The 26,972-nt window shown below is 69.6% G+C and carries 15 protein-coding genes; 10 read left to right on the forward strand and 5 right to left on the reverse strand.

The genetic code is table 11. The features are described from left to right. The first annotated feature begins 10 nt into the window (after nucleotides 1–10). The 5 genes from ACGF5T_RS32555 (at nucleotide 11) to ACGF5T_RS32575 (ending at nucleotide 18,527) form a co-directional block, all read left to right on the forward strand. Nucleotides 11–3,157, forward strand: coding sequence for a DEAD/DEAH box helicase (locus ACGF5T_RS32555; protein WP_366767993.1), 3,147 nt, complete (start codon nucleotides 11–13; stop codon nucleotides 3,155–3,157). After that, entirely contained in the window at nucleotides 3,154–8,673 is a 5,520-nt protein-coding gene (locus ACGF5T_RS32560) for a hypothetical protein (protein ID WP_366767994.1), read from the forward strand. The genes ACGF5T_RS32555 and ACGF5T_RS32560 overlap by 4 nt, the downstream gene beginning before the upstream one ends. Further along, nucleotides 8,670–15,476, forward strand: coding sequence for a DEAD/DEAH box helicase (locus ACGF5T_RS32565; RefSeq protein WP_366767995.1), 6,807 nt, complete (start codon nucleotides 8,670–8,672; stop codon nucleotides 15,474–15,476). Before ACGF5T_RS32560 ends, ACGF5T_RS32565 begins: the two co-directional genes overlap by 4 nt. A gap of 120 nt (nucleotides 15,477–15,596) precedes the next feature. Beyond that, nucleotides 15,597–17,903 (forward strand): UvrD-helicase domain-containing protein, encoded by a 2,307-nt coding sequence (locus tag ACGF5T_RS32570; protein WP_366767996.1) that lies wholly within the window; start codon nucleotides 15,597–15,599, stop codon nucleotides 17,901–17,903. 177 nt (nucleotides 17,904–18,080) lie between these two features. Continuing rightward, on the forward strand, nucleotides 18,081–18,527 hold the full coding sequence (locus ACGF5T_RS32575; protein WP_366767997.1) for a hypothetical protein: 447 nt from the start codon (nucleotides 18,081–18,083) through the stop codon (nucleotides 18,525–18,527). Between the two features lie 150 nt (nucleotides 18,528–18,677). Here the strand turns inward: ACGF5T_RS32575 and ACGF5T_RS32580 are convergent, their stop codons facing one another. Beyond that, nucleotides 18,678–19,304: a tyrosine-type recombinase/integrase gene (locus ACGF5T_RS32580; RefSeq protein ID WP_366767998.1), complete on the reverse strand. Its 627-nt coding sequence runs from the start codon at nucleotides 19,302–19,304 to the stop codon at nucleotides 18,678–18,680. A 24-nt stretch (nucleotides 19,305–19,328) separates the two neighbouring features. Here ACGF5T_RS32580 and ACGF5T_RS32585 point away from each other — a divergent pair, with 24 nt between their 5' ends. Further along, on the forward strand, nucleotides 19,329–19,565 hold the full coding sequence (locus ACGF5T_RS32585; RefSeq protein ID WP_366767999.1) for a hypothetical protein: 237 nt from the start codon (nucleotides 19,329–19,331) through the stop codon (nucleotides 19,563–19,565). Nucleotides 19,566–19,981: 416 nt separating this feature from the next. After that, entirely contained in the window at nucleotides 19,982–20,320 is a 339-nt protein-coding gene (locus tag ACGF5T_RS32590; RefSeq protein ID WP_366768011.1) for a MerR family transcriptional regulator, read from the forward strand. 45 nt (nucleotides 20,321–20,365) lie between these two features. Here ACGF5T_RS32590 and ACGF5T_RS32595 read toward each other — a convergent pair whose 3' ends face one another. Further along, on the reverse strand, nucleotides 20,366–21,748 hold the full coding sequence (locus tag ACGF5T_RS32595; RefSeq protein ID WP_366768000.1) for a PIN-like domain-containing protein: 1,383 nt from the start codon (nucleotides 21,746–21,748) through the stop codon (nucleotides 20,366–20,368). 418 nt (nucleotides 21,749–22,166) lie between these two features. Here ACGF5T_RS32595 and ACGF5T_RS32600 point away from each other — a divergent pair, with 418 nt between their 5' ends. Next, on the forward strand, nucleotides 22,167–23,249 hold the full coding sequence (locus ACGF5T_RS32600) for a hypothetical protein (RefSeq protein ID WP_366768001.1): 1,083 nt from the start codon (nucleotides 22,167–22,169) through the stop codon (nucleotides 23,247–23,249). A 177-nt stretch (nucleotides 23,250–23,426) separates the two neighbouring features. Here the strand turns inward: ACGF5T_RS32600 and ACGF5T_RS32605 are convergent, their stop codons facing one another. The 3 genes from ACGF5T_RS32605 to ACGF5T_RS32615 form a co-directional block, all read right to left on the reverse strand. Continuing rightward, on the reverse strand, nucleotides 23,427–23,789 hold the full coding sequence (locus ACGF5T_RS32605; protein ID WP_366768003.1) for a hypothetical protein: 363 nt from the start codon (nucleotides 23,787–23,789) through the stop codon (nucleotides 23,427–23,429). A 179-nt stretch (nucleotides 23,790–23,968) separates the two neighbouring features. Continuing rightward, entirely contained in the window at nucleotides 23,969–24,484 is a 516-nt protein-coding gene (locus tag ACGF5T_RS32610; protein WP_366768005.1) for a hypothetical protein, read from the reverse strand. Between the two features lie 78 nt (nucleotides 24,485–24,562). Continuing rightward, nucleotides 24,563–24,754, reverse strand: a complete 192-nt coding sequence (locus ACGF5T_RS32615; protein ID WP_366768006.1) for a hypothetical protein — start codon at nucleotides 24,752–24,754, stop codon at nucleotides 24,563–24,565. A 443-nt stretch (nucleotides 24,755–25,197) separates the two neighbouring features. On the opposite strand from ACGF5T_RS32615, the gene ACGF5T_RS32620 reads away from it, so the two are divergent. Together ACGF5T_RS32620 and ACGF5T_RS32625 are read left to right on the forward strand one after the other, a co-directional pair. Beyond that, nucleotides 25,198–25,917 (forward strand): YdcF family protein, encoded by a 720-nt coding sequence (locus tag ACGF5T_RS32620; protein WP_392890129.1) that lies wholly within the window; start codon nucleotides 25,198–25,200, stop codon nucleotides 25,915–25,917. A gap of 46 nt (nucleotides 25,918–25,963) precedes the next feature. Beyond that, entirely contained in the window at nucleotides 25,964–26,638 is a 675-nt protein-coding gene (locus ACGF5T_RS32625; protein WP_392890131.1) for a WbqC family protein, read from the forward strand. The last annotated feature ends 334 nt before the right edge of the window (nucleotides 26,639–26,972 follow it).

The raw sequence follows: 26,972 nt of genomic DNA on the forward strand, positions 1-26,972 counted from the left end.
GGGGCGGTAAGTGGAGCAGCAGGTGACCACCGGTACGGGGGCGGCCGGTGACGGCCAGGGCGTGCTGGACATGGCGAGCGAGGACGGGCTCGCCCTCGACGCGTCGGGCGACGTGGCACGGCCGGCCGGCGGGGCGGTCTCCTACGCGCCCGGGGCCCAGGTCCGCATCCGCGACGAACAGTGGCTCGTCCGGAAGGTCGCGCCCACGGCGCGGGACGGCTGGATGGTGGAGGTCACCGGCGTCTCGTCCTTCGTGCGGGGCACGGACGCCGTCTTCTACAGCCTGCTCGACGACATCCAGGTGCTCGACCCGCGCAAGACCGAACTGGTCCCCGACGGCTCCCCCAACCACCGCAAGGCCCGCCTCTACCTGGAGGCGGTGATCCGCAAGACGGCGCTGCCCCAGACCGAGCACGGGCTCGCGCTGGCCGACGGCTTCCTCATGGACAAGCAGACCCACCAGCTGCGGCCGGCCGAACTCGCCCTCTCCATGAAGAACCCGCAGCCGCGGCTGCTCATCGCCGACGTGGTGGGGCTCGGCAAGACGCTGGAGATCGGCATCCTGCTGGCCGAGCTGATCCGGCGCGGGCGGGGCGAGCGGATCCTCGTGGTCACGCCGGCTCACGTTCTGGAGCAGTTCCAGCGCGAACTGTGGACCCGGTTCTCGATCCCGCTCGTCAGGCTCGACTCCACGGGCATCCAGCGCATCCAGCAGGACATCCCCGCGGGCCGGAACCCCTTCGCCTACTTCAAGCGGGCGATCATCTCCGTGGACACGCTCAAGAGCGACGTGTACGCCCACCACTTGGACTCCACCGAGTGGGACGCCGTCGTCATCGACGAGTCGCACAACCTGGTCAACCGCGGCACGAAGAACAACGACCTCGCCCGTCTGCTGGCCCGCCGCACCGACGCGCTGATCCTCGCTTCGGCGACTCCGCACAACGGTGACGCCGGGTCGTTCGCCGAGCTGATCAGGATGCTGGACGAGGCCGCGATCGCGAACCCGTCGGACTACGACGTGAAGGACCTCGACCACCTCTACATCCGGCGCACCAAGACGGACAAGGAGGTGCGCGACTCCCTCAAGGGCGTGTGGGCCGACCGCGGCCCGTCCGAGCCGGTCCCCGCGCAGGCCACCGCGAAGGAGCGCGCGGTATTCGAGGAGCTGGCCGCCCGCTGGATCCCGCGCGATCCGGCCGCCTCCTCGGTGTGCGCGGACCCGCTCGCCGCCTACAACTTCTTCAAGGCCTTCCTCTCCTCGCACAAGGCGCTCCAGAAGTCGCTGGAGGCGCGGCGCCGCTACCTGGCCGGGCCCGCGAAGGGGAGGAAGGGCGAGGACCCGGCCGCCCGCGAGGCCGCGCTCAAGGTCGAGCGCGAGGCGATCGTGGAGTTGGAGCGGCTGGCCGGCGAACTCGGTGACGACGACTCCGCGAAGCTGGACGCGCTGGTCGAGCAGCTCGAGAAGATCGGTGTCGGCCCGGGGTCGGACACCCGCGTCGTCGTCTTCTCCGAGCGCATCCCCACGCTGACCTGGCTGGCCGAGACCGTCCCCGCCCGGCTCGGGTTCCAGAAGACCGGTGCCGTCGACGCGGGTGAGAAGAAGGACCGGCCCTGGCTGGCGTACGGCGGGGCGGTGCAGGTGATGCACGGCGAGGCCACCAACGAGGACGAGCAGAAGCGGATCGTCGAGAAGTTCGGGCTGCGCGACGACCCGGTGCGCATCCTGTTCACGGGCGACGTCGCCTCCGAGGGCGTCAACCTCCACCAGGAGTGCCACCAGCTCATCCACTACGACCTGCCTTGGTCGCTGATTCGCATCGAGCAGCGCAACGGCCGCATCGACCGCTACGGGCAGAAGGAGAAGCCGCAGTTCCGCGCCCTGGTGCTCACCAGCGACGTGGAGTGGCGGCACGTTCCGGAGACCGGCGAGGCCCTCCCGCTCGACGACCGGCTGGTCGGCGCCAAGCTCCTGAAGCGCGAGGAGGAGGCGCACCGGATCGACGGCTCGGCCGAGACGGTCACCGGCCTGTACCGGGCGCAGGAGGAGGAGAACCGCCTCACGCGGGACCTGCTCGCCGGCCGCACGGTGGAGGAGTCCATCAAGCAGTCCAGCGGCGGCTCCTCGTCGCTGCTCAGGAAGATGATGGGCAACATCGGGTCCCGGTCGGCCCAGGACGACGTGGCGTCCGCGACCGTCCCGAGCGTGTTCCGCTCGACCTCCGCCTACTTCGAGGAGGCCCTGCGCCAGATCTGCCCGACGGGGCCGGACAACGAGCTGAAGCTGCGCCACGAGGACGACGGCACGATCGCGTTCGAGCCGCCGGCCGACCTGCAGTACCGCTTCAAGGCGCTGCCCAAGTCGTATCTGACCGAGCAGCACATCCTGCCCACGGGCAAGGCCCCCGGACGGCTGCGCATCACCTTTGACAAGGGGCTCGGGGAGAAGCGGCTGATGGCGGCCCGCGAGTCGTCCAAGACCCAGTGGCCCAACGTCAGCTACGTCTCGGAGGTGCATCCGGTCCTGGACTGGGTGACGGACAAGGCGCTCGCGTCCCTGCGGCACGACGAGGCGTTCGTCCTCGCCCACCGTCCCGACGCCGCGGCGGCGACAAAACTGGATCCGCGCCTGCCGGCGGAACTGTCCGGTCCGGTCTGTCTGGTGCAGGGCATCCACTCCAACGCCGTGGGCCGCCCCACCGTGGTGGAGTGGATGGCCGTCGTCGGACTGCCCGGCGCGCCCCGGGTCGTGCGCATGGACGCCGCCTTCCTCGCCGCGTGCGGTGTCGGCCCGAAGATGCCCGGCCGCGCCGTGTCCGAGGAGGAGCGCGAGGCGCTGCAGCGGCTCGTCCCCCGGGCGGTCGACGAGGCCGCGCGCCACCTGCGCGAGCAGGAGGCCGAGTACGCGCGGCGCGTCGACGACATGCTCGCCCCGTACGAGAAGCGGGTGACGCGGTGGCAGCAGGACGCCTTGTTCGCCTCGGCCCGCTCGGCGAAGGACCGCAACGACGTGAACCTCACGGCGAGCCGCCGCAAGACCCTCATCAAGTCGCTGAAGACCTCGGGGGCTCCCATGCTGCGCCTGCTCTGCGTCCTGCAGCCCCTGTCCACCGCCACCGCCGCCACCGCCGCCGTCGCTGGGGAGACCACCCGATGAGCACCGACTTCGACTCCTTCTCCAACCGCGGCGAGTACCTGTCCGCCCACTACTTCGCCGAGCAGCTGGGCCAGGACCTCAAGAAGGGCATCCTCGCCACCTGGACGGTTCGGGAGAGCGACGAGAAGGACCCGCGCCCCACGCCGAGGGAGATGCTGCGCGCCCTGCGCGGCACGTACCTCTCGGAGGAGTACCGCAACTTCTTCGCCGAACGCGCCAAGCTGGACGCCGAGGACGACGCCGACGAGAACAGCGCCGCCGCCGGAGCCCGACTCAACACCTACAACGACGGCGACTGGCGCGAGCGGCTCAGCTCCTGGCACGACAAGGTACTGGCGGCCCTCGGCTTCACCGGCGCCCCCGAGCGGCGCCGGCTGACCGTCCACCGCGCCGGGCGCGAGCACACCGTGGCCACGGCCTGGCACGGCGACGGCATCGTGGCCCTCGAGTGCGGCTGGGCCACCGGCAACGACACGGCCCTGGACGCGGACGGCCCCGGCCGGCTGCAGCACCCGCTGCGGGTGAGCGGCAGCGAGGTCTACGAGAGCGGCCAGTCCCTCGCGACCTGGCTCTTCCAGAGTGAACTGGGCGAGCCGGGCGGGGAGCCGCCCCGCTTCGTGCTGCTGCTGTGCGGCGGCGTGATCGTCCTGGCCGACCGCCAGGTGTGGGGCGAGGGCCGCTTCCTCGCCGCCAACCTGGATGCCGCGCTGGAACGCAACGACCGCAAGCAGGGCGGTGAGCTGGCGACCATCGCTGCCCTGTTCAGCCACGAGCTGCTCGCCCCCGCCGAGGACGGCAAGGGGCCGGGCATCGACGCGCTGGTCAAGGCCTCCCGCGACAACGCGGTCGGCGTCTCCGGGGAACTGCGCGAGGGGCTGCAGCGCTCGGTCGAGATCATCGCCAACGAGGTCCTCGCCCGGCTGAAGCAGGCCGGCATCGAGCCCCGGCGGATCGAGGATCCGAAGCTGCCGTTCGCCAAGGAGCTCACCCGAGAGTCGCTGCGCTACCTCTACCGCATCCTGTTCCTGCTGTACGCCGAGGCCCGCCCGGAGCTGGGCATCCTGCCCGCCGACGACGGCACCTACGAGGCTGGGTACTCGGTGGCGCGGCTGCGGGAGCTCGTCGAGCGCGACGAGCAGCTAGTCGAGGAGGAGGCGCGGAACGGCCACCACCTCTTCGCCTCCCTGGACGTCCTGTTCAACAAGGTCAACCGCGGCCACCGCCCCTACGGCACCGAACCCGACGACGACCTGCCGGACGACGACGAGGAGACCCGCAAGCTCAAGGCCAAGCGGCGCAGCGAGGACCGCGGCCTGCGCTTCGAGCCGCTGCGCAGCGAACTCTTCGAGCCGAAGTCCATCCGTCTCATCGGCCGGGGCGTCCTCGACCCCCGCAGCGACGAGGACACCGACCCCAAGTGGCTGGACCTGCGGCTGCGCAACCACGCCCTGCACGAGGTGCTGCGGCTGCTGACCATGAAGAAGGCCAGGCGGCGCGGGGAGCGCGGCGGCTTCATCTCCTACCGCAACCTCGGCATCAACCAGCTCGGCGCCGTGTATGAGGGCCTGATGTCGTACACCGGCATCATCGCCGAGGAGGAGCTGTGCGAGGTCGCCAAGGGCGGTGACCCGGAGAAGGGCTCCTGGCTGGTGCCCGCGCACCGCCGGAAGGAGTACCCGGAGAAGACCTGGGTCGAGTTCGACGAGCACGACGCGGTGAAGGGGCTGCGCGGGCCGAAGAAGTACGAGGTGGGCGAGTTCGTCTACCGGCTGGCCGGCCGTGACCGCGAGACGTCCGCCTCGTACTACACCCCCGAGTCGCTGACCAAGGTGACCGTCGAGCTGGCGCTCAAGCACCTCCTCGACCAGGAGCGCGACGAGAACGGCGAGGTCGTCCGGACGCGGGCGGCCGAGCTGCTGAAGTACAAGATCTGCGAGCCCGCGCTCGGCTCCGGCGCGTTCCTCAACGAGGCGATCAACCAGGTCGCCGAGGAGTACCTGCGCCGCCGCCAGGACGAGCTGGGCGTCTCCCTGCCCGCCTCGTCCGCGCTGACGGAGAAGCAGAAGGTCAAGGCGTACGTCGCCCTGCACAACGCGTACGGCGTCGACCTCAACGCCACGGGCGTGGAGCTGGCGGAAGTGTCCCTCTGGCTCAACACCATGCACCCGGGGATGCGCGCACCGTGGTTCGGGCTGCACCTGCGCCGAGGCAACTCGCTGATCGGCGGGCGCCGGGCGGTCTACGCGGGCGAGGACGTCGTCTCCCCGTCGAAGGCGTGGCTCGCGGCGAAGAACACGCTCGCGCCCACACCGCTGCCGTTCCTCAAGGACGGCGAGCCGCAGCCGCTGCCCGAGGACGCGGTGCACCAGTTCCTGCTGCCGAGCCCCGGGTGGGCGGCGGTGACCGGCTCCAAGGAGGCCAAGGAACTCGCCAAGGACGAGGTGGCGCGCCTGGCCGCCTGGAAGAAGGGCATCCTCCAGCGACCGAAGCGCAGCACCGCGCACCTGAACAAGGACGGCACGCCCAAGCTCGACAAGGCGGGCAGGCCGAGGCGTGAGGCGTCCTCCCAGTTCACGCGGCTGCGGGACGCGGCCAAGCGGGCGGAGTTCCTGTGGTCGCTCGTCATCAGGCGCATGCGGCTCTCCGAGGCGGCGATCGCCCGCAAGATCGACGTGTGGGGCGCCGAGCCGGGCGACCCCGAGTACGACTTCCTTCGCACGGCTGCGGGCGCGGTGCCGAAGGAGCAGGTCATGGCCGACCTGTTCGAGGCCACCGAGACGCCGTACTGGCGCCTGAAGAAGGTCATGGACGCGTGGTGCGCCTTGTGGTTCTGGCCAGCGGACAAGGCATCCCTGCTGGACGGCACGGACGGGGCCTACGACGCCACGGTGCCAGCGGTGGCCTCCGCCGACGCGCTCGGTGGTCTGCTGGGAGTGCCGCTGATCGGCGGGGACGCGACCGGGCGCGGTGAGGGCAACGAGGGCTCGACGGCGGCGGTCCCGGAGCCGCGCTTCACCGAGCAGACCATGCTCTTCGCGTCGGGGCCGACGCAGGAGACGCTGGTCTCCGCAACGGCGGAGGACGAGCCGCTCATCGCCCTGCAGGCGGTGGAGGCGAGCGGCCAGTCCCGGCGCGGTGCGCCGAAGCAGTCCAAGCAGCGGACGTGGCGGGACACCATTCCGCTGGTCGAGCTGGACGACTGGCTGGACTTCCTCGAGGCCCTCCTGGGCACCGTCGACCCCGACGAGCAGAACCTGGTCACCGAATTCGACAACCTGGACGCGCTCAAGGACTTCGAGAAGAACCTCCCCCACCTGATGGGGATGGACCCCGCCGACCCGGAGATCCGCTTCCCCTGGATGCACGTGGTCACCAACATCGCGGAAGAGCAGGGCTTCCTGCACTGGGAACTGGACTTCGCGCTGGTCTTCGCGCAGGGGGGCGGGTTCGATCTGCAGGTGGGGAACCCGCCGTGGGTGCGGCCCCGGTGGAACGAGAGCTCGGTGCTGGCCGAGCACGAACCGTGGTTCGAGCTCACGGAGCGGGCGTCGACGGCGGAGAAGGAGGAGGAGCGGGCCAAGCTTCTGCGGCTGCCGAAGGCACGTCAGTACGTGCTGAACGAGTTGACCAGCGTCAGCGGGCAGGTCGCGGTCTTTGGAGCGTCGCAGGTATACCCACTACTCGCTGGCACGCAGCCGGATCTCTACCGCGCCTTCGTGTGCCAAGCGTGGGACCACTGCTCAGCATGGGGAACATCTGGCCTGATTCACCCAGATAGTCACTTCACCGGCGAAAAGGAAGGAGCATTGAGGGAAGCCGCCTACCGAAGGCTTCGAATTCACGGCGACTTCGTCAACGCAGTCTGGCGTTTCTTCCCTAAGCCCGTCGGGCACACCACCCACTTTGGCGTCCACATCTACGGCCACCCAAAAGAAATTGCATTTGATCATCTTTCATGGCTAGTTTCGGCGGACGCGTTGCGCAGCTCAGCAACACACGATGGATTTGGGGAAATCCCTGGAGTTAGATATAAAAACGGAGAATTCGATGAGCGCCCCCACCGCACCCGCGTGGTGCGAGTGGACAAGGAAACGTTGACCGTCTGGCAGCGCCTCCTTAATGAGCGAGACCAGCCGGTCGAACAGGCGCGACTGCTATTTCCAGTTAGCACCGCGGAGGCTTCGGCAATCCAGGCGCTTGCCAACTTCCCTCTGCGTCTGGGAAGCTGCAATCTGCAGGTAGCCAGAGGCTTCGACGAAAGCGGCGGCAAGAAGAACGGACTGATCGAATACAACATCGCCAATGGCGAAAACGGCGAAGAATTTCAGCCCGTCCGGTGGCGTCACGTCATCCTCAAGGGGCAGCAGATTGGCCCCGCCACTCCTGTGTTCAAAAAGCATGGGGCGAGCAGCAACGACCCCTACGGCACGAATCTGGTCACCTTGACACAGAATTACGTGCCCGATACCGCTTATCTCTCATCAGCCGCAAAGGAAGAATTCTTCGCCGCGCAAGAATACTGGGTTGACGCACAGGCAGTTGAACGAATGCGTAACAACACCAGGGCCATTGAACGAGCTCGTCGATGCATCACTCAGAGGGAAGAATCTGCTGCCGACGAAGTTACGGCCACACAGATAGAGGAGCAGCTCGTTGCGTGGGCGCGGCGCCGGTACTCAACCTTCTACAGGATGGCTTGGCGTAAAATGATCGCGCCAGATACAGAGCGGAGTCTCTACTGTGCTCTGATTCCGCCCGGCGTCACTCACATCGACGGCGTCCGAAGCGCGGCCCTACCGGAGCGGACCAGCACATGCCTGGCAGCTGGGTTCTTTGCGTCTCTCCCTTTGGACTATTTCCTGCGTGCAACCGGGCGTGGCGATCTCCACGTGAGCGCCGCTAGGGCGATGCCTGCTCCTTCGAGGAATCATCCTCTGGCATCGGCTCTCCTTCTCCGCACCCTCCGCCTCAACTGCCTCACCACCGCCTACGCCGACCTCTGGAAGGAGTTGTACGACCCCACCTGGTCCACCCAAGAACCCTGGGCCCTCCCCTGGCCCGGCCTCCAGCCCCTCCACGACGTCACCCCCGACTGGCACCGCGACACCCCCCTCCGTACCGAGCGCGCCCGCCGCTCCGCCCTCGTCGAGATCGACGCCCTCGTAGCCGTCTGGCTCGGAATGGACGCCGACGCTCTCATCGCCGCCTACCGGGGCCGCTTCCCCGTGCTGCAGAAGTACGAGGCGGTGACCTGGTTCGACGCCGAGGGATGGAAGCTCGCCGGGAACGCCCGCACGATCGGGCAGCGGCAGAGCAAGGAGACCTGGGGCCAGTTCCAGGCCTACCTCGCCGACCTCGACAACGCCCCCGTCCCCGACGGCTACACCGCCCCCTTCTACAAGGCCGAGCGGGAGAAGGAGATGCGCGAGGCGCACGCCTACTTCCAGAAGCGGCTGGACGAGGCCGTCGCCCGGGGCGAGTGGGACCCGGTGAAGCAGGAGGTTCCCAGCCAGTGAGGCCGACGCTCGAGGCGCAGGGGCTCAAGGAGAGCCTGCTGCAGTACCTGTCGACGACGTACGCGCTGACCGACGAGGGCGCCCGGAAGTCGCTGCACCAGTTCCTGGGGGACGAGACGTCCGGGATGTTCCGTGGGCCGTTCCTGCGGATACGGACCCCGTTCACGCGGGCCGGCGACTCCTGGAAGGAGCTGCTGGACTGGCGGCGGACGGACGACTGGACTCCGTACGCCCACCAGGCCAGGGCGTTCGAGCGGCTGTCGTCGGCCGACGGCCGCACCCCGCGGCCGACACTCGTCACGACCGGCACCGGCTCCGGCAAGACGGAGTCGTTCCTCTACCCGGTCCTGGACCATTGCGCCCGCGAGCGCGACGCCGGCCACAGCGGCGTCAAGGCCGTGTTCCTGTACCCGATGAACGCGCTCGCCACCGACCAGGCGCAGCGCATCAACGACCTGCTGTGCGCGCACGATACGGATCTCGGCAAGCTCCGCGCCGGCCTGTACATCGGGGACCGGGCGGAGACGACGTACGACCGGGTGTACACCCGTCGTTCCGACATGTGGGTGTCGCCGCCGGACATCCTGATCACGAACTACAAGATGCTGGACCTGCTGCTCCAGCGCTCCCAGGACGCGGCGCTGTGGAACGGCGCGGACATCCGGTACGTCGTCGTGGACGAGTTCCACACCTACGACGGCGCCCAGGGCACCGACGTGGCGATGCTGCTGCGGCGCCTGGCCGCCGCCGTCGGGGCGTCGGAGCCGGGGAACCCGCTGGGGCGGATCTGCCCGGTCGCCACGTCCGCGACGCTCGCGTCCGGCACGGACGGGGACGGAGTGCGTCAGCTCCTCGACGTCGCGACCCAGGTCTTCGGAACCGAGTTCACCAAGGACGCGATCATCGGTGAGGACCGGCAGAGCGTCGACGAGTTCATCCCGCCGGACGATTTCGACCCGGCGCTGCCGGACCCCTCCCCCGATGAGCTGGCGCTGCTGCCCGACCCGTCCCTCGGGAAGGCGGAGTTCGCCGATCTCGTCGAGACGGTGACCGGCACGCGCGACCCGGACCCGTTCCTGCTGGGCCGGAACCTGAAGCGGCAGACGCTGACCTCGGCGGTCATGCAGGCGCTGGACGGCGAGGTCCGCGCCACCGGTGAAGTCCTCGATCTGATGTGGCGCAGGGGCGCGCGGTCGTGGGGCAAGACGATCACCGAGCGGCCGGAGGTCGCCGCCTCCGCCCTCGCCCGGTTCGTCGCACTGCTGGCCGTCGCCCGCGACCCGGAGTCCACGCCGGAGCGGCCGCGGCCCCTGGTGCAGATCGAGGTGCACCAGTGGGCCCGCTCGGTTTCCCGCCTCGTACGCGGGGTGCTGCCGTGGCCGAAGGCGGAGTTCCAGTGGGACGTGGCCGGCGCGGCGGACCGGCAGAGCGATCAGCACGCCCGGACGGCGCCGGTCACCACGGCGACGGCCGGCCAGAGCGCGAACCTGTTCCTGCCCGCCGTCTACTGCCGTGACTGCGGGCGTTCGGGCTGGGCGGTGTTCTCCCCGGAGACGGACGACACCCACGTCCAGGTCGACTCGCACAAGATCCGGCGGGCCTCGGTCAGCCAGGCCAAGATGCGGGTGCGCAACCTGATCGCGGCGACGGACGCCGAGGCCCGCGAGGGCTCCGGTGCCGCTCCGATGGCGTCGGCCGGTCGCGGGGCGGATGGTGGGCGAGCGGTCTCCGCGCTCTCCGCCGGCCGGGGCGGGCAGCTGCGCGTCCTGGACGGGCCGAACCGGACGCTGCGGCTGCCCGACCCCGTCAGGGACTACGCGCCCGGAGACGGACAGCCGCGCCCGGCCACCGGTGACTCGGCCTTCGTGCTGGTCAACCTGGGTGAGACGGCGAACACGGCGGCCGAGGAGGACTGGTGCCCGGCGTGCGGCTCACGCAACGCGATCCGCTTCCTCGGCACGGGTGCGGCGGCGCTCGCCGCGGCTTCGGTGACCCAGCTGTTCACGGGAGGTGAGCTGGACGAGGAGCAGGGCGAGGACAAGACGCTGATGTTCAACGACTCGGTGCAGGACGCCGCGCACCGGGCCGGGTTCGTCGCCTCCCGCTCGTACACCTTCTCCCTGCGCGCCCTGTTCAAGAAGCACCTGTCGGAGGAGCGTCCGACCGCGCTCAACGACCTCATCGCGGACGTCGTCGCGGCCACCACCGACCGCAGGACGCTCGCCGCGGTCGTCCCCACCGACCTGCACGACATCCGGGGCGTCCAGCGGCTGCTGTCCGGACAGGGACGCGGCGGCGACCGTCCGACGTGGAACCTGATCGGTGAGCGTTTCGCGTTCGAGGCGCTGATGGAGTTCGGGTTCCGCTCCCGCAACGGCCGCACCCTGGAGCTGACCCGCACGGCGGCGGCCCAGGTGCGTATCGCGGACACGCGCGCGGCGGTGGCGCTCGTGAAGGACGCGCATCTGGCGGAGGAGGGACGGCACGGCGGGCTGCCGCCCGTCGAGCAGGACGACGCCCGCTACCTCGCGTTCCTGCGGATCCTCCTGGAGCGGCTGCGCACCAGGGGCGCGATCGGCCACAAGTGGCTGGACGGTTATCTGAGGGAGGCCGGGACCAGCCGCTACTTCATCTGGGGCAAGCGGCCGGTGGGCATGCGCGCCTTCCCCCGCGGCGTCGCGGCCCCGGTGTTCCTCCTGGACCAGCCCAAGACCAACAGCGAGTTCGACTTCGCGACGGGACGGCTGTCCTGGTACGAACGCTGGGCGCAGCGCTGTCTCGACCTTCCCCGCGAGCAGACGGCCGGCTTCTGGAACAGGCTGCTGCCCGAGCTGGTCACGGCGGGGCTGCTGTCGGTGCGCACCCCGGCCGACGGCAGCCTGCGGGTGTACGGGCTGCAGCCGGGCGCGGTCGACGTGCGGCTGCTCACCGACGACGTCGTCAACGAGGCGTTCGTGCGCTGCCCGGTCTGCTTCTGGGAGCAGACGGTCCACCCGGAGCTGCTGGACCAGTGGCACGGCCAGCCGTGCCCTTCGTACCGCTGCCGCAGGGGCCGGCTGGTCGCCGGGAATCGCCCGGAGGAGCTGGGCGTGCACCACCGGGACCGCGACTACCGGGACGACTACTACCGGCGGCTGTACCGCAAGGCGGGCACTTACCAGGTCGTCACCGCCGAGCACACCGGGATGCTCACCCGGCCGGAGCGGGAACGGGTCGAGGCCGCGTTCAAGCACGGCACCGGGTTCAAGGACCCCAACGTGCTGTCGTGCACGCCCACCCTGGAGATGGGCATCGATATCGGCGACCTGTCCGCCGTCGTGCTGGCCGCGCTGCCGCGCCGGCCCGCCAACTACGCCCAGCAGGTGGGGCGGGCCGGTCGGCGCACCGGCAATGCGTTCCTGCTGACGATCCCCGACCGCAGCCGCCGCGACCTGTACTTCCTGGACCAGCCGCGCGAGATGATCGCCGGGCGGATCGTGCCGCCGGGCAGCCATCTGTCGGCGATCGAGATCCTGCGCCGCCAGTACCTGGCCCATCTGCTGGACCTGGCCGCGCGCGGGCGCCTGACGCGCCCCGACGGCAAGCCCCTGGCCGCGATACCGGCCAGGGCGCCCGAGCTGTTCGGTCCCTCCGGCCACCTCGCCGACCTGGTCGAGGCAGCTCTCGCCCACGCCGATCAGCTGGTCGAGGGTTTCCTGGACCTGTTCCCCGCAGGGGTGAGCGACCGGGCCCGGGCCGAACTGCGCGCGTACGCCACCCGCGGGCTGCGCAGCGCGGCGGAGGAGGCCGAACGCCAGTGGCGGCGCGGCGAGGAAGTGCTGCGCCGCCGGCTGAAGCTGATCGGTGAGGCGCGCGACGAACTGCACGACAGCGACGACGAGCAGGCCCGGCAGAAGGCCGAGCTGGACGCCGAGCACCGGTCGGTCGGCAAACGGCTGCTCTCCCTCGGGCTCACCACGGCCCAGCAGGCCCTGTGCGACCTCGGGCTGCTGCCGAACTACGCGCTCATCGACGCGGTGACCACACTGAACGCCACGCTCTACTGGCCGGAGGGCGTCGACGAGAAGACCGGCCGGGAGACGTACAAGTCCAAGCCGCGCGCCTACGAGCGGCCCCGCCGCTACGCGCTGTCCGAGTTCGCGCCGGGTAACACGTTCTACGTCAACGGCTACAAGCACCAGGTCACCGGCCTGGAGATCGGGACCGCCACCGATCCCGACTGGCGGCTGTGGCGGTTCTGCCAGGAGTGCGGACACGTGCGCACGGAAGACGCCGAGGCCGACCGCTCGCCGTGCCCGCGCTGTGGCAGCGCCCGGATCGCGGACGACGGCTCCTGCCTGCACAAGGTCGTCGAGCCCGCCGTCGTCACCTCACGGGACAAACGCGAGGACGCCCGGATCAGCGACGACAAGGACGACCGGGAGCAGCGGTACTACACCGTGATCGACGCGGTCGACATCGCGAAGGAGGACATCGAGCCGAAGACCTCCTGGCGGCACGAGACCCAGACGTTCGGCGTCGACTTCTGCCGCACGGCCGTCATCCGGCGGGTGAACGTCGGCCCGATGCGGTTCGACGCCAAGGCCGAGGACGACTTCGCCGGGCACAGCGTGCGGATGGCGCCGTTCCACGTGTGCACGGGCTGCGGCGCGGCGACCGCCGACGGGCGGCCCGTCTTCGATCACGACACCGACGCCCTGGACTCCGCGGCGGCGCGCAACCCGAAGCTGAAGCACCACCAGCCGTGGTGCCCGCTGCGCCGGGGGAAGAACCCGCAGGAGGTGGCGCAGGAACCGGTGCTGCTGGCGCACCAGCTGCGCACCGAGGCGCTGCGGGTGCTGCTGCCCGCCGCCACCGTCCTGGTCGACGAGAAGATCCACTCCTTCCGGGCGGCCCTGCGGCTGGGCGTCGACCAGCACTTCGGCGGTGATCCGCAGCACCTGGACTCGACCCTGGCGCGCATGCCCGACCACGGCACCGGTGAGACCCGGCACTTCCTGGTGCTCTTCGACCGTCTGCCGGGCGGCACCGGCTACCTGCACCGGCTCACCGACCCGGCGCACTTCCGGGCGGCACTCTCCGACGCCCGGCGAGCGCTGCTGACCTGCCCGTGCCGCGACGAGGGACGGCTCGCCTGCCACCGCTGCCTGCACCGCTACACCGAGGAGCGGCACCAGGACACCGTCTCCCGCCTCGAGGCCCTGGGCATCATCAACGACCTGCTGGGCCCGGTCGACCAGGACGGCGGGCCGGTGCTCGACGAAAACGGGCGGCCCGTCGACCTGTGGAAGGTCGCCCAGCTGCCCAGCACGGACCTGATCGGCCTGGACAAGCAGGTCGAGTCCGACCTGGAGGCCCGGTTCCTGGCCGCCCTGCGCACCTGGACCGGCCAGGAGCGGGACGCCGTCCTGGAGGAGAGCAGCACGGCCAGCGGCTACCTGCGCTTCGGTCAGGGCACCAACTGGCGGCTCACCGCGCAGCGGGACATGGAGTACACCCGGACCGACTTCACCTTCGAGTCCACGGACGGCCCCAAGGAGTACGTCACCGTCTACCTCGACGGCCACCGCTACCACGCCACCCGCGCGCACAACCGCATCGCCGCGGACTGCGACAAGCGCAACCGGCTGCGGGACAGGAACCACGTCGTCTTCCAGCTCACCTGGGACGACCTGGAACTGTTCGAGAAGGGCGAGGCGGCGAGGGCCGAGCCGGTCTGGCCGCCGTACCCGCGCAGCGCACAGGACACGGCCAAGGACTGGTACGAGGAGATGGGCGGCGCGCGCGCCGACTTCGCACAGGCCGTGTTCGCCAACCCCGTCGAGGCGCTCCTCGCCTACTTGCGCGACCCGGCCAAGGAGCGGTGGGGACGCCGCGCCAGGGCCCTGGTGGCCGGCCTCATGGCCGAGCCCGCACCCCTGGCCATGCAGGCGGACCGTGCCCAGGCGCGGCAGGCGCTGCGGTCGGCGCTCGACGCATACGGAGCGGGCCTCGAGCCGTCCGGGGAGCCGGTCCCGGGCGACGGGCCCGTTCTGGTGCTCCGGGCGAGCGACGCGTACGGACTCCCGCTCCTCTTCACCGTCGACATGAGCGACGGCGAGGAACCGCTCGCGGTGCGGTGGAGCGCGCTGGCCGTGCTGGACGACCGTGACGAGGCCCTGGGCACCGACGCGCACAAGCAGCGCTGGCGGGCCTGGCTCTACTGGTCGAACCTGCTGCAGTTCCTCGCGTTCGCCGGCGGGGACGGTGTCCAACTGGCCGGCAGCCGCGCGGCCGCCTTCCCGGTCGACGTACTGGCCGTCACCGGCGGCATCGGCGAACTCGACTCCCTCGTCGCCGTGCACCGGCCGCGCGAGACACCACTGGCCGAGGCGGCGGTGGCGCGGGAGGCGACGCCCACCGGCGCGAGCGCGGTCGCCGAGGCGGAGGCCGATGGTTCGGTGGCCGAGCGGGCCGTCGCCCGGCTGCTGCGCGATGCCGCCTGGGACGAGGAGATCCTGCCCCTCCTCGAGGAGGACGAGCCGGACTCGGCGCTCACCCGGCTCGCCCGCGCGCTCGCCGAACAAGGCAAGCAGGCCCCCGTCTTCGGCTTCGAACTCGGCGAACGCGGCTGGCCGGCCGACTTCGCCTGGAAGGACTCCGGCGTACGGGTGGCCGTCGTCGCCGTACCGCACGGCGAGGACGACGAGGAAGCCCTCCGCCGCGACAAGGCCTACGCCGACGCCGGGTGGACGGCCCGTACGGCGGCCGACTGGCTCGACGACCTCGACTCACTCACCGAGAGACTCCCCGATGCCTCGTGAGCACACGGCACGGACGACTCCCCCGGCCGTGACGACCTCCGCCAGCCCTACGACCTTGGCGACTCCCACGGCCTCTACCACTCCTGCGACTCCCCGGCGACGGAAGGCAGCACAGATCCCATGACCGCCCGGCTCAGCCTGTACCAGAAGGCCGAACAGGAGCTGTACAAGCTCGACCGCTCGGTCAAGGGCAGGTTCTACGACTTCTGCCACCGCTTCCGCGAGGACCCGGACCACCCCGGCCTGGACCTCAAGCCCCTCAAGGGCGACGGCCGCGTCTTCCGCGCCAAGATCGACCAGTCGTACCGCGCCCTGCTGGCCAGGGCCGGCGTCGACGACAAGGGCCGGGAGAACTGGCTCGTCATCGCAGTGCGCCACCGCAAGCACGTCTACGAGGAACTCTCGGTCGCGATCAACCGGATCACCGGCGAGATCGAGTTCGTGGACCTCTCGGTGGTGGGCGAGAGCGTGCTGCGGCGCGCGGGCGTCACCCTCACCCCCACCGAACCCGAGCCCGAGCCCGCCCCGCAGCCCGCACCAGAGGCCGCCCCGCCCGCCGCCGAGCCCCTGCTCACCGGCGTCACCGCGGAGGACCTGCGGGACCTCGGCGTCGCCGACCAGCTCATCGACCTCGCGCTCGCCGTAACCGGCAGCGACGAACTCGACCAACTGGTCGAGGGCGCGCCCCTGCTGTCCAGGGACATCCTGTACGGGCTCGCCGCCGGCATGCCCCTGGAGGAGGTCCGCAAGGAGATCACCGCCCCGGTCAAGGTCGACCTCGGCCAGGACTACGCGCAGGACCTCGGCGCCGCGCTCGCCCGCACCACCGTCACCACCATCGACGCCGACATCCAGGCCGCCCTGGAGGAGGGCGACTTCCGCGCCTGGAAGGTCTTCCTGCACCCCACCCAGGCCAAGCTCGTCCACCGCACCTACAACGGTCCGGCCCGCGTCTCGGGCGGCCCCGGCACCGGCAAGACGATCGTCGCCCTGCACCGGGTCAAGCACCTGGCGCAGCAGCTGCCGCCCGGACACGGCAAGCCCATCCTGCTGACGACGTTCACCAAGAACCTCACCACCGACCTGCGCGCCCGCCTCGCCTCGCTGATGGAACCCGAGCTGCTCGCCCGCGTGGAGATCGCCCACATCGACCAGCTCGCCGCGCGAGTCCTCAGCGAGAACTCCGTCAAGGGCACCGCCAGACAGCGCGTGTACGACAGCACCGCGCTCACCGTGCTGCGCCAGCTCCTGCTGGAGCTCGACGAGCGCCGCTGGGACGCCGAGTTCCTCTACGAGGAGTGGGACCAGGTGGTCCTCGGCCAGTCCATCGGCACCCGCAAGGCGTACTTCGACGCCCGTCGCGCCGGCCGCGGCCGTTCCGTCACCCGCCCCGAACGCGCGCAGATCTGGAAGATCCTGGAGCAGTTCACGGCCCGCCTGGACAAGGAGGGCCTGGAGACCTGGGGTCAGGCCGCCGAGCGCGCCGCCCGCCTCGAGACGGAACGCGACGCGAAGATCAGGGCCCGGCAGGAACACAAGGAAGCCGTCGGCGGCAAGGACCTCATCCACCGCGACGACGGCTCCGGCATGCGTTTCCTTCACCACCGCTACCGGCACATCGTCGTCGACGAGGCCCAGGACCTGCGCGCCGCCCACTGGAAGATGCTGCGCGCCATGGTCGCCTCCGGCCCCGACGACCTGTTCATCGCCGGCGACACCTACCAGCGCATCTACGACCAGCAGGTCACCCTCTCCACCGTAGGCATCAACATCCGGGGCCGCTCCTCCCGGCTCACCCTCAGCTACCGCACCACCAGGGAGATCCTCTCCCGGGCCCTGCGGGTGGTGGACCTCACCGGCAAGGACCTCGCGTACGACGACCTCGACGACAGCACGGACACCCTCGACGGCTACCGCTCCGTCCTGCGCGGCCCCGCGCCCGACCTGGTCCGCTGCGACTCCTGGGAAGACGAACTCGACCGGCTCGCCACCACGCTGACCGCCTGGCGCGAGGAGATCGCCACCGGCAACGGCGGTGCCGGCCCGCGCCGCGACCCGCGCGGCAGTATCGCCGTGTGCGTCGCAGAACGGGACATGGTCAGCCAGGTGATGTTCCACCTGGCCACCAAGGCGGGCATCACCGTCGCCGAGCTCACCAAGGACGGCCCCAAGGGAGACGGAGAAGTGCACGTCGGCACGATGCACCGCTTCAAGGGCCTCGAGTACCAGAAGCTCGCCATCGTCGGCGCCCGCGACGGCATCATCCCCCGCACGGACATCCTCGAGCGCTACCGAACCACCGACCCCCGCCGCTACGCCCGCGAGGAACTCAGGGCCCGCTCCCTCCTCTTCGTCGCCGCGACCCGCGCCCGCGACGCGCTCCGCATCAGCTGGTACGACAGGCCGAGCCCGTACTTGCCGGTCTGAGGGGCGCGGGGTGAGGAGTACGGGGGCGCGGCAGGACCGGGAAACCGCTGGAAGACGACATGGACCGGGCCTCAGCGGCTTGCAGCACGTCATCGATGCTTTGACATCGGTCGAGCCGCGTAGCAAGATCCACCGCTTTAGGCATCACAGTGATGTATCAGAGGCGGGGGCATAGTGATGAAGCGACTCGTTGCCGCGGTAGCTACTGGCGCCGCGGTATTGGCCATGGTGACAGGGTGCGGCACCGACGATTCTGAGTCGATCAAGCCGATCGTGCACGAGATCGACAGCCTACGTGTCGAGATCGAGATGGAGTCCGAGGCTGTCGACACGCACGCTACGGATGCGAAGGACCACGTCGAAAGCGTCAAGATGACGGCCGAGTACGTGACTCCCAAGCTGGCCGATCTTGCAGAAGACTCTCCCTCGGAAACGCGTGCCTTCGCGAACGCAGCACACGCATGGGCCGAGGCGGTTCTGACCTCCCGCACGGCCATTCTCGATCAGGTCGGCGAGGACCCGGGCACTCTGGCTTTGGCGGACGTCGGCTTGGCGGCTCGCACCCTCGACCAGGAAGCCGAGGACCTCGGCGTCGGGGGCTGGGAAAGCGTCCACGACCTCTAGGCTGTTCTCCCAGGCATGGGAATGCTGTAGCGCGCCCGACAGGGGAGAGTCACGGCAGGCAACTTTCTTGCTGGGCAGAGGCACTCTCGCTCGCTGACCGCCTGTCGGACAGTCCGCTTCGTGAAGGCGCCAACCTCGCCGTCCGGTAGGTCAGATGAGGCCGGCCGTGGCATTGTCCTCCCAGCCGTCGACCCGCTGGAAGTAGCCGTTCATGGAGCGGGAGTGGCGGGCCCAGCCGCCCGGGTCGGCGATGGCCACGGCGTCCTTGCCGCGCTTGCGGGCGGTTGTGGCCAGTCCGATGCGGAGGGAGTGGCCGGTCCAGGCGAGCGGGATTCCGGCGCGGGCGCTGATCCGCTTCACGGCCCGGGTGACGGAGTCGGGGACCATGCCGCCGGTGACGTTGCCGTGCCGGTCGACGCCGACGAACGCGGGCGCGTCGGGCTGCGACCAGCGCGGCTCGGCGTCTGCGGCGAGGCGGGCCCGGTACGCCTTCCATGCCTCCACCGGGCAGACCTCCGGGTCCTGTTGGTAGTTGATCTTCGCGTCGCGGACGCTGTGCTTGGTCTTGCCGGTGAGCACCGACACGACCAGGCCGCGCGGGGCGAGGGCGACGTCCCCGGCGAGGAGGCCGGCGGGGTCCTGGGCACGCGAGGCGTAGTGGAAGCCGGTCAGGACGAGCGCCTTGTCCCGGGCCCCGGCGAGGGTATCGGGGCAGGCCCTCACCACCCGGTCCAGGTCAGTCTCCTGCTGGCGATCGCGCAACTTGCCCGCGAACACCAGGACGGACCTACGCGTGACTGGGTGCGGAACCTGTGGTCGGACCCCGGCCGACCACCGCATGTCCGCATCGGCGCCGGCCTCGCCTGGCTGTGCCTGGTCGACGGCCCCGCCCCCGACGAGCTCCACGCCCTCCTCACCGACCCTGGCACCCGCCAGCACAGCGACCTGTTCCAGCAGGTGCCCTGGATCCCGCCGGTCGACACCAGCTACGGGCTACGCCGCTGCATCCACGACATGCTCAGGCCGAATAGCCCCTGACTCAGGCAAGAGCGGCCGCCCACTTCCGGGTCGCAGTACGAAGTCGTTTCTCTTGGTGAGCGGGCGCCGGGCATCATGACCACCGTAGAGGTCACGGTCTGAGAGGACGAGTACGGCAGATGCCTGGACGCGTAACGGCGGCTTTGACCGAGCTGTGGCAGCAGCACTGGCCCGACTGTCCTCCGGTCGGGTACAAGCTCCGCGACCCGTATCGGAATGTCTGGGTGCGCTTCCACAGCCTGCCGGAGTCGAAGCGATACGCGGAGGACGAGAGCGAGTACACCGTCGTCCTGGAGCGGTACAACACCGTCCTCGATGAGTTGTTCGCTGGTAGGGATGCCTACGTGATCACCCCAGTTTGGACGAACGAAGCCGAGGTTCCGCCATACCAGCCAGATGCTGGCTACTGGCAGACCCTGCTGGTGGTGGCGCGGGGTGCCGGCGTCTCGGTACGCGCCGTGCGCTACTACGAGGAGCAAGGGCTGCTCAGCGCGGAGCGCAGCCCCTCCGGACAGCGCCTCTACCGGCAGGACGCCATCACCCTGATCCGGTTCTTCCAGCAGATGTACGCCGCCGGCCTGACCAGCCGAAGGATCACGGAGCTCCTCCCGTGCTGGGACTCCGGGCACACCGACGCCGACCAACGAGCCATGCTGCGCGCCGAACGCGACCGGATCCAGGCCAAGGTCGACGACCTTCAGGCCGCCCTGGACCGCCTCGACGAAGTCATCGCGATCACGGACACGCACCCTTAGGCGCGGTCGGTTCGGATCGCGCACCAGCGCTCTCCGGCTGGAGTGTCAGCCCTTCTCGGAAGGTTCGCTCCCCGCTTCCGCGCCGTCTCGGGGCTGCCACAGGTCGCTTCCCTCGTACGTGCTCCGGAGCAGGGGAATCACCCCGCTCGGGATGCGGAACCCCTTCGCCCAGGAAGGATCGATGGCGTGGCCGTAGACGGTGGTGAGCAGGAAAGGCTCCCCTCCTGTCAGCACGCCCATGGCCTGTAGATCTCTCGACAGGGTGCCGATCGGTTGGGTGAAGCCGCGGAGTCTGCGTGTCTCGTCGTAGCCGGCAAGCTCGTACACCGTCTCCCGGTCCACGAACCCGCCGTTCGCCGCAGCCGCGACGATTGCTTTGACTCGGGATGGATAGCGCCGCATCAGCTCGTCCATGAACGCCGCCAGCGACTCCGCCGTCCAGGCTTCGCCTTCGGAGTCCTTGTCAGCCGATGCCTCGCCCAGTTGCTCCAGGTCGCGCACCGAGCCCTCGTCCACGTTCAGGTCGAGGAGTTCCTTGGCCCAGCGGAGCAGTTCGCTCGGAGTGAGCATGTAGAGACCCACCCCGGCCTGCTCCCGTAGTTCCTGGAGGAGTTCGGCACGGGGGCGGGGCGGGATGTCGTATCCGCGGTTGGTCCACCAGTCCTTCTTCACGTCCCCCGTGACCAGGAGAACGTCGCACCGGCGGTGTCGGGCCTCCTCCATGAGCTGGACCCACACGAGGTAGTCACCGGCGGCCAGCTCGGGTTCCTTGGTGCGGAAGTCCTCGTGCCCCGGCGGTATCCCCTCGTCGGCGCGCTCCTGCGCCTCTTTCACGGCCCTGTCGTATTCGATCGGCGACAGCGGCTCGCCGATCCGGCCGTGCAGAAGCGGTTCGAGGGCGTTGAGTACCGGGTCGGTGTGCGTGGTGGCAGTCTCCTTGAGCGCGTCGCACTCGGCCTGCGCCCGGATGAACTTCTTGAGGCTGCCGGCTGCTTCGGCGAGCTCGGCCAGATCTCCGTCAGTCCGCTCGACAGCCTCATCGTTGTCCTTGAGCTGGACGGCGGTCAGCCAGGTGGTCACGGCTGTCCGGGCCGCGTTGACCGCCTTGTCGAGCGCGGCGCTCGCCTCATTGGCCTTGGTCGCGTGGTGATGGCGTACGGTCGGCGACTCGCGGTTACGCCAGAACTCCGTGAGCACCTGGTGTGGAATCCACAGGCGCTCGCGGAGCCTGGCGAGGGCGGCAAGGGTGTCCCGGCGGGTGCTCTCGTTCGAGCGGTAGAGGTTGAGCAGCACATTGGTGTCGAGCACGACCAGACCGGAATCGAAGATCCGTTCGTAGTCGGAACGGAGTGGACTGCGGTGGGCCTCGTCGCAGTCGAAGACACCCCGGACCTGCGGCTGATCGGACGTGGTGTGCGCTACTGCCATGAAAACGCTCCCCCGGGATCGTCAGGCGCATCAGCCCTCCCCGGCTGGGTGCGCGGGGGAAAGTCTAGGGCCGGATCGAGCCCTCATGGTGCTGAACGCATCAGGCGCACGAGCTGACACCGGCGTCCATCTGCCGCCCATCGCATCCGACACGGAGTCACGCTGGTCAGCGCTGCGGCCCGGGTGGGGGCGGCAACCAAGGTGTGATGGCGTGTGCTTGGGCGGTGTTCCTGGTGGTCACGGTGTCGGCCTACTGAGTCCTCCTGCCACTCGCCTCCCACTCGCCGCCTCTCACGCAAGGGGCTGACCTGGGCGTTCTCTGTGACTCGTATAGGATCTCCGTCTCCGCCCCCGCTGTGACGCTTACGATGCGCCAGCCCTCCGGCGGCTTTGGATCACATCGTGCGGCAAGGGAATCATGCGCCTGTCCAGCTACCTCAAGAGGGCCGCCACCAGCGCGGCCGCGATACCCCTCCTCGCCGGGTGCACGGGAGAACAGGACGCGGGCGAGGTCGTGGAGCAGGCCGCAAAGAGGCCTGCCTCCTGGACGGACTTGCCGGTACGGACCGGCGCACGGGATGTCGTCCACACGGACACCGACGACCGGTCGTACAAGGTCAGGGTCACGGTCAAGAGCCTGGTCCGGGGTTCGCAGGAGGACATGCGGGGGGCGCGCGTGGACGAGGAGCTGAAGGGCATGGTTCCCCACTACCTCACCTTCGAGGTCACCAACACCGGCCCGAAGAAGATCCCCGCCGCCTACATGGTGGACAGCAATTTCGCCCTGAACGGCACCGACTGGGAGCGTGGGGAGGAAGTCCGTCTCAGCGGCGGCAGGCCGGACGGGAGCGACCTGCCGTGCGCGGACACCGCGCCGGAGACGCTGGCGCCCGGCGACTCGTACGACACCTGTGTGACCTACGCGCTGCCCGAGGGCGTAGGCGTGCTGTCGCTGTCGCACATCGCCGACGGCTACCTCGATGAGGGCGGGGCGGTCGCCACCTGGCCTGTCGAGGGCGGCCTGGAGGCGGCGTCCGCAGATCTGGCGGAGCCGGGCGACATCGTCCGCGTCCGGTGGGACGACCTTGGGGACGGCGTCCTCGAACTGCCCGCGACGCTGGTCTCCGTACGCCGGGGCAACGCGGCCGACCTCGCGGGACTGGACCTCGACCTCAACGAGAACGAGCGACGCGGTGTCCCGTACTACGTGTCGGTCACGTACACCAACCCCGGGCCGGAAGACCTCTACGCCGACCAAGCCGACCGCGTCCGACTGCTCACCGAGGGCGGCCGGCAGATACAGGGGAAGACCCCCTTCGGCCTCGACACGAGGATCCCCGGCTGTCCCTCCGACTGGGTCGCCCGGATGATCCCGCCGGGCGACAGCGTGACGGAGTGCAGCATCCACCTGGTGACGGACGAGGACGACAAGCCGTTCGCGGTGGGCTTCGCGGAGGCGGACCGGCCGGGACTGGTGACCTGGCGGGCCCCCCTCCACTGAGGCGGCAGGGTCAGCCGCCCGGCCTGCCGCTTGTCTTCGCGAGCGGCGCCACATCCCCGGCCTGCAGGGATGCAAGCCGGCCTCCTCGTGTGCGGGACGTTATCGCCGACACACCGTCGCCCACCAGGCGTCTGTGGCTGTTCCCGGCCGCGGTGCGGGCACGCCGACAGCCCAGGATCAGACAGCGCGCAGTCGCGGGGGGTCAGGCTGCTCCGGCTCGACGTCCGCGACGACCGTGAGGGGAACAGCGGTCTCGGCGTCGGCAGACTCCTCCGCCCGACGGCGCAGCTTCGACCTGAGGCTGATCAGTCCGCTCTTGACGTGTGGCGCGACAACGGCCCCCAGCGCGACGCCCGTACCGAGGATCACCAGGGCCGTCTTGGTGCCGTCGAACAGCACGGCGTGCGTCTTGAGCGTGTTGTCGTCGTCCCGCGCCAGCGGGCTCTCCCCGCAAGAAGTGCTCGACTTCGAGAAGTGTGTGTCGGAAGGACGCCTCGTCAGCATCAGCTCCCAGGTCCAGCCACCCTGGTTGAACTCCATGACGCAACTGTAGAGGCGACCAGGTACACCGCGGCCCGGAATCTCATGTTCCCCCCTTTGGTCAGCGGACGGGGACTCTCGGAAGCCTCGACACCCTGTCAGTCGAACTTCTCGCGTCCCCACGGGGTGGCATACCGCCTGGCGATCCATGTCTGTCCGGAACCGTGGCGTGCTCGGCGCTACCTCTGAGCGAGCTCGTACACGGCCCGCTGAGGGTCGATTTTGACGATGAGTCCGTCCGCGCACAGGTCGCGCAGGATCTGCCGGACCCGCTTCTCCGCTGCCCGTTGGTCTTCCCACACGTGGCCGTGGTCGCCGAGGGTCTTGATGGCGCGCTGCGGATCCCAGGTGCCGCCGAGCGCGCGAATCGCCTGGGCGAGGACATGCCGGTCGGGGTGGTCCTTCTTGCGGTGGTTGGCGATGCTGGCTGGGGCGCCGCTGTAGTTGCAGTCGGCGCACTTCTGCCACGAGCAGTCCGGATCGGTGACGGCGGCGTGGCGGACGGAATGGTGCGAGCCGAAGCCGTGGGCGTGGAGCAGTTGGGCGACGGACCCGTCGTACTTGAGTGCCATGAGCGCTGCTTCGGCGATCTTGTCGTGGCCGGCGGCGAAGAACTTGCCCAGGCCGACGTCCTTCCCGCAGCCGCACCAGCACTTGCCGGTAGGGATGAGGCGAGGCTTCTCATTGCTTGGCATGCATCCAAGGTAGGCATCCTTGGATGCAAGTCAAGGCATAGATCCAAGGATGACGGAATCAGCCCTACGGCGGGCCGGTCACTCGTCTCGCAGCTTGGCCCATGCCTGCTGCAGCTGCTCGACGGAGACGGCGCCGGAGTGCGGTAGACCGGCCTCGGTCCACGCGGCCTGAGCACGGGGTACGGTGCCGCCGGCGTCCTCGAGCAGGATCTTCTTGGCCAGGTTCACGGCGATGGCGCCGTCGCCCAGATCCATGAGGTGGGCGAGCATGCGCACGCTCTTGGTCGTCGAGGCCTTCTCGTTGTAGCGGAAGACCAGCGCCCACCGGCCCTGCAGGCTGCGGGCCCGCTCGATGAGCGCTGAGCAAGGACGGGAGGCACGACTACGCGACCCGCGTCATGCAGGCCGCGACCCTCGACTTCGAGGACCTCACCGAGCCCAACGACTGGTCGGTGGCCCACCAGAAGCTCGCCCTCGCCCGTCGCGGCGCCGGTGACCTCAGCCAGGCCCTGCACTTCATCGACATCGCCCGCAGCAGCGGGACCGTGGACTCACCCATGCAACGCGTGCGACTGGACACCGCTCATGGCCACATCCTCCTCTCCGATGCAGCCACCCGGGATGATGGACTCCTTGTCCTCGACCAGGCCGCCAAGGTGGCCGCGCAGTACGGACTCGTGCACCAACTGCGCAGTATCGAGAGCATCAAGGCCATGAGCGAGGGGCCAGCCGGGCCCCGGCAACGGTGCCCAGGGAGAACACGCGTGAGCAAGGACCAGCGGACCATCACCGATGATCAGTGGCGCCAGGCCGAGCTGATCTGGGACTACCACCAGATGCAGCACGGACTGCTCCCCGTCGACGTGGCGATCGGGCTGGGCAGCCACGATCTCGGCGTCGCGGCCCGCTCCGCCGAGCTGTATCGCGCCGGGCTCTTCCCGACCCTGGTGTTCACCGGCGGCAACAGCCCCACCACCGCCAAGGTCTTTCCACGCGGCGAGGCCGTGCATTTCCGCGATCACGCCATCGAACTCGGCGTCCCCGCCGAGGCGATCCTGCTGGAGCCCGACGCGGCGAACACGAGCCAGAACATCACCTTCTCCCGTGCGGTGCTCGCCGCTTCCGGTGTCCGCTCGACCACGGTGCTGCTGGTTTCCAAGCCCTATATGGAACGGCGGTCCTTCGCGACCGCCCGCAAGGTGTGGCCAGACGTCGAGATCCTGTGTGCGTCGGAGCCGTTGGAATTCGACGACTACCTGAAGTCCATCGGTGACGAGAAGCTCGTCCTGGACATGCTCGTCGGCGACCTCCAGCGGGTGATCGAGTATCCGAAGCTCGGGTTCGCCATCGAGCAGGAGGTCCCGGAGGACGTGCATGCCGCGTGCGAGTCCCTCATCCACGACGGTTTCACCAGTCGTCTCATCGCCTCTTGACCTGCCCGAGCCGGGTGGGCTGTGCGCGATCCACCAGCCGAACTTCCTGCCCCGGCTGACCACGCTGGCCAAGCTGTTCGTGGCGGATTACTGGATCGTCCTGGACGACGTCCAGTTCACCCGCCGCGACTATCAGCACCGAGCCCGCCTCGCCGCCTTCGACGACCTGGCCCGGCAGCAGTGGCTCACCACACCTACTCGCCTGCCCCACGGACGGCCCACCCTCATCCGGGAGGCACTGATCGACGACGCGGACCGGGCTCGCCGCAGGACCGACGGGATGCTGCGGCAGCACTATGGTGCCAGCCCCCACTGGCCGGCACTCGTCCGCGCTCTGGGCCCTGTGCTGGAAGCCTTCGACACCGGCAGGACAGCTGCCGTCGCCGATACCTCCACCCGCGTTCTGCTCGACCCGGTCGGTTGGAGGGGCCAGGTCCTCACCAGCAGCCGTCTTCCTGCCCGGCCGGGCCGGTCCCAGAGGCTCGCCGACCTGGCCGCCGCGACCGGTGCCCGCGCGTATGTGTGCGGGACCGGCGGCATGGCCTACCTCGACCAGGCTCCGTTCACGGCCCAGAACATCCCCGCGACACCGTTCCGGCCGCCCACGACCACCATCTGGTCCTCCGGCCGTCGACTCAGCGCCCTGTGGACCCTCGCGACGCTCGGCCCGCAGACTGTGGCAGCCCGCTCCAGGCCCTCGCCACCGACCACACCGAACTGAGGAAGGACCGCCGCCTGACCTCGTCCCTCTGCCGAAAGAGAGAGGCCATGAGCCATGGCCGTTCCCGGGAAGAAAGGAACCATTCCCTGCGATGCGGGAAGCAGTCGTTCTTGGCCAGGGTCTCGATCATGATGAGGGGACCATCCCAGCGGGTGCGGGGAGCAGACTGTTTGACCTGGGATTCTATGGTCGCCAAGGCGTGTTCTCAGCAACTTCTGCAGATTTCAGCATATCGGGCATAAAAGGTCGTTTCAGAAAGGCGGGTCGTCCGCGCAGCCCTCGGCATGCACCTGCATGTCCATGTCTTGCTGGAAGGGAGTTATGTCTTCCCCCC

Source organism: Streptomyces sp. NPDC047853, from assembly GCF_043204535.1.
In the GTDB taxonomy this organism is placed as follows: domain Bacteria; phylum Actinomycetota; class Actinomycetes; order Streptomycetales; family Streptomycetaceae; genus Streptomyces.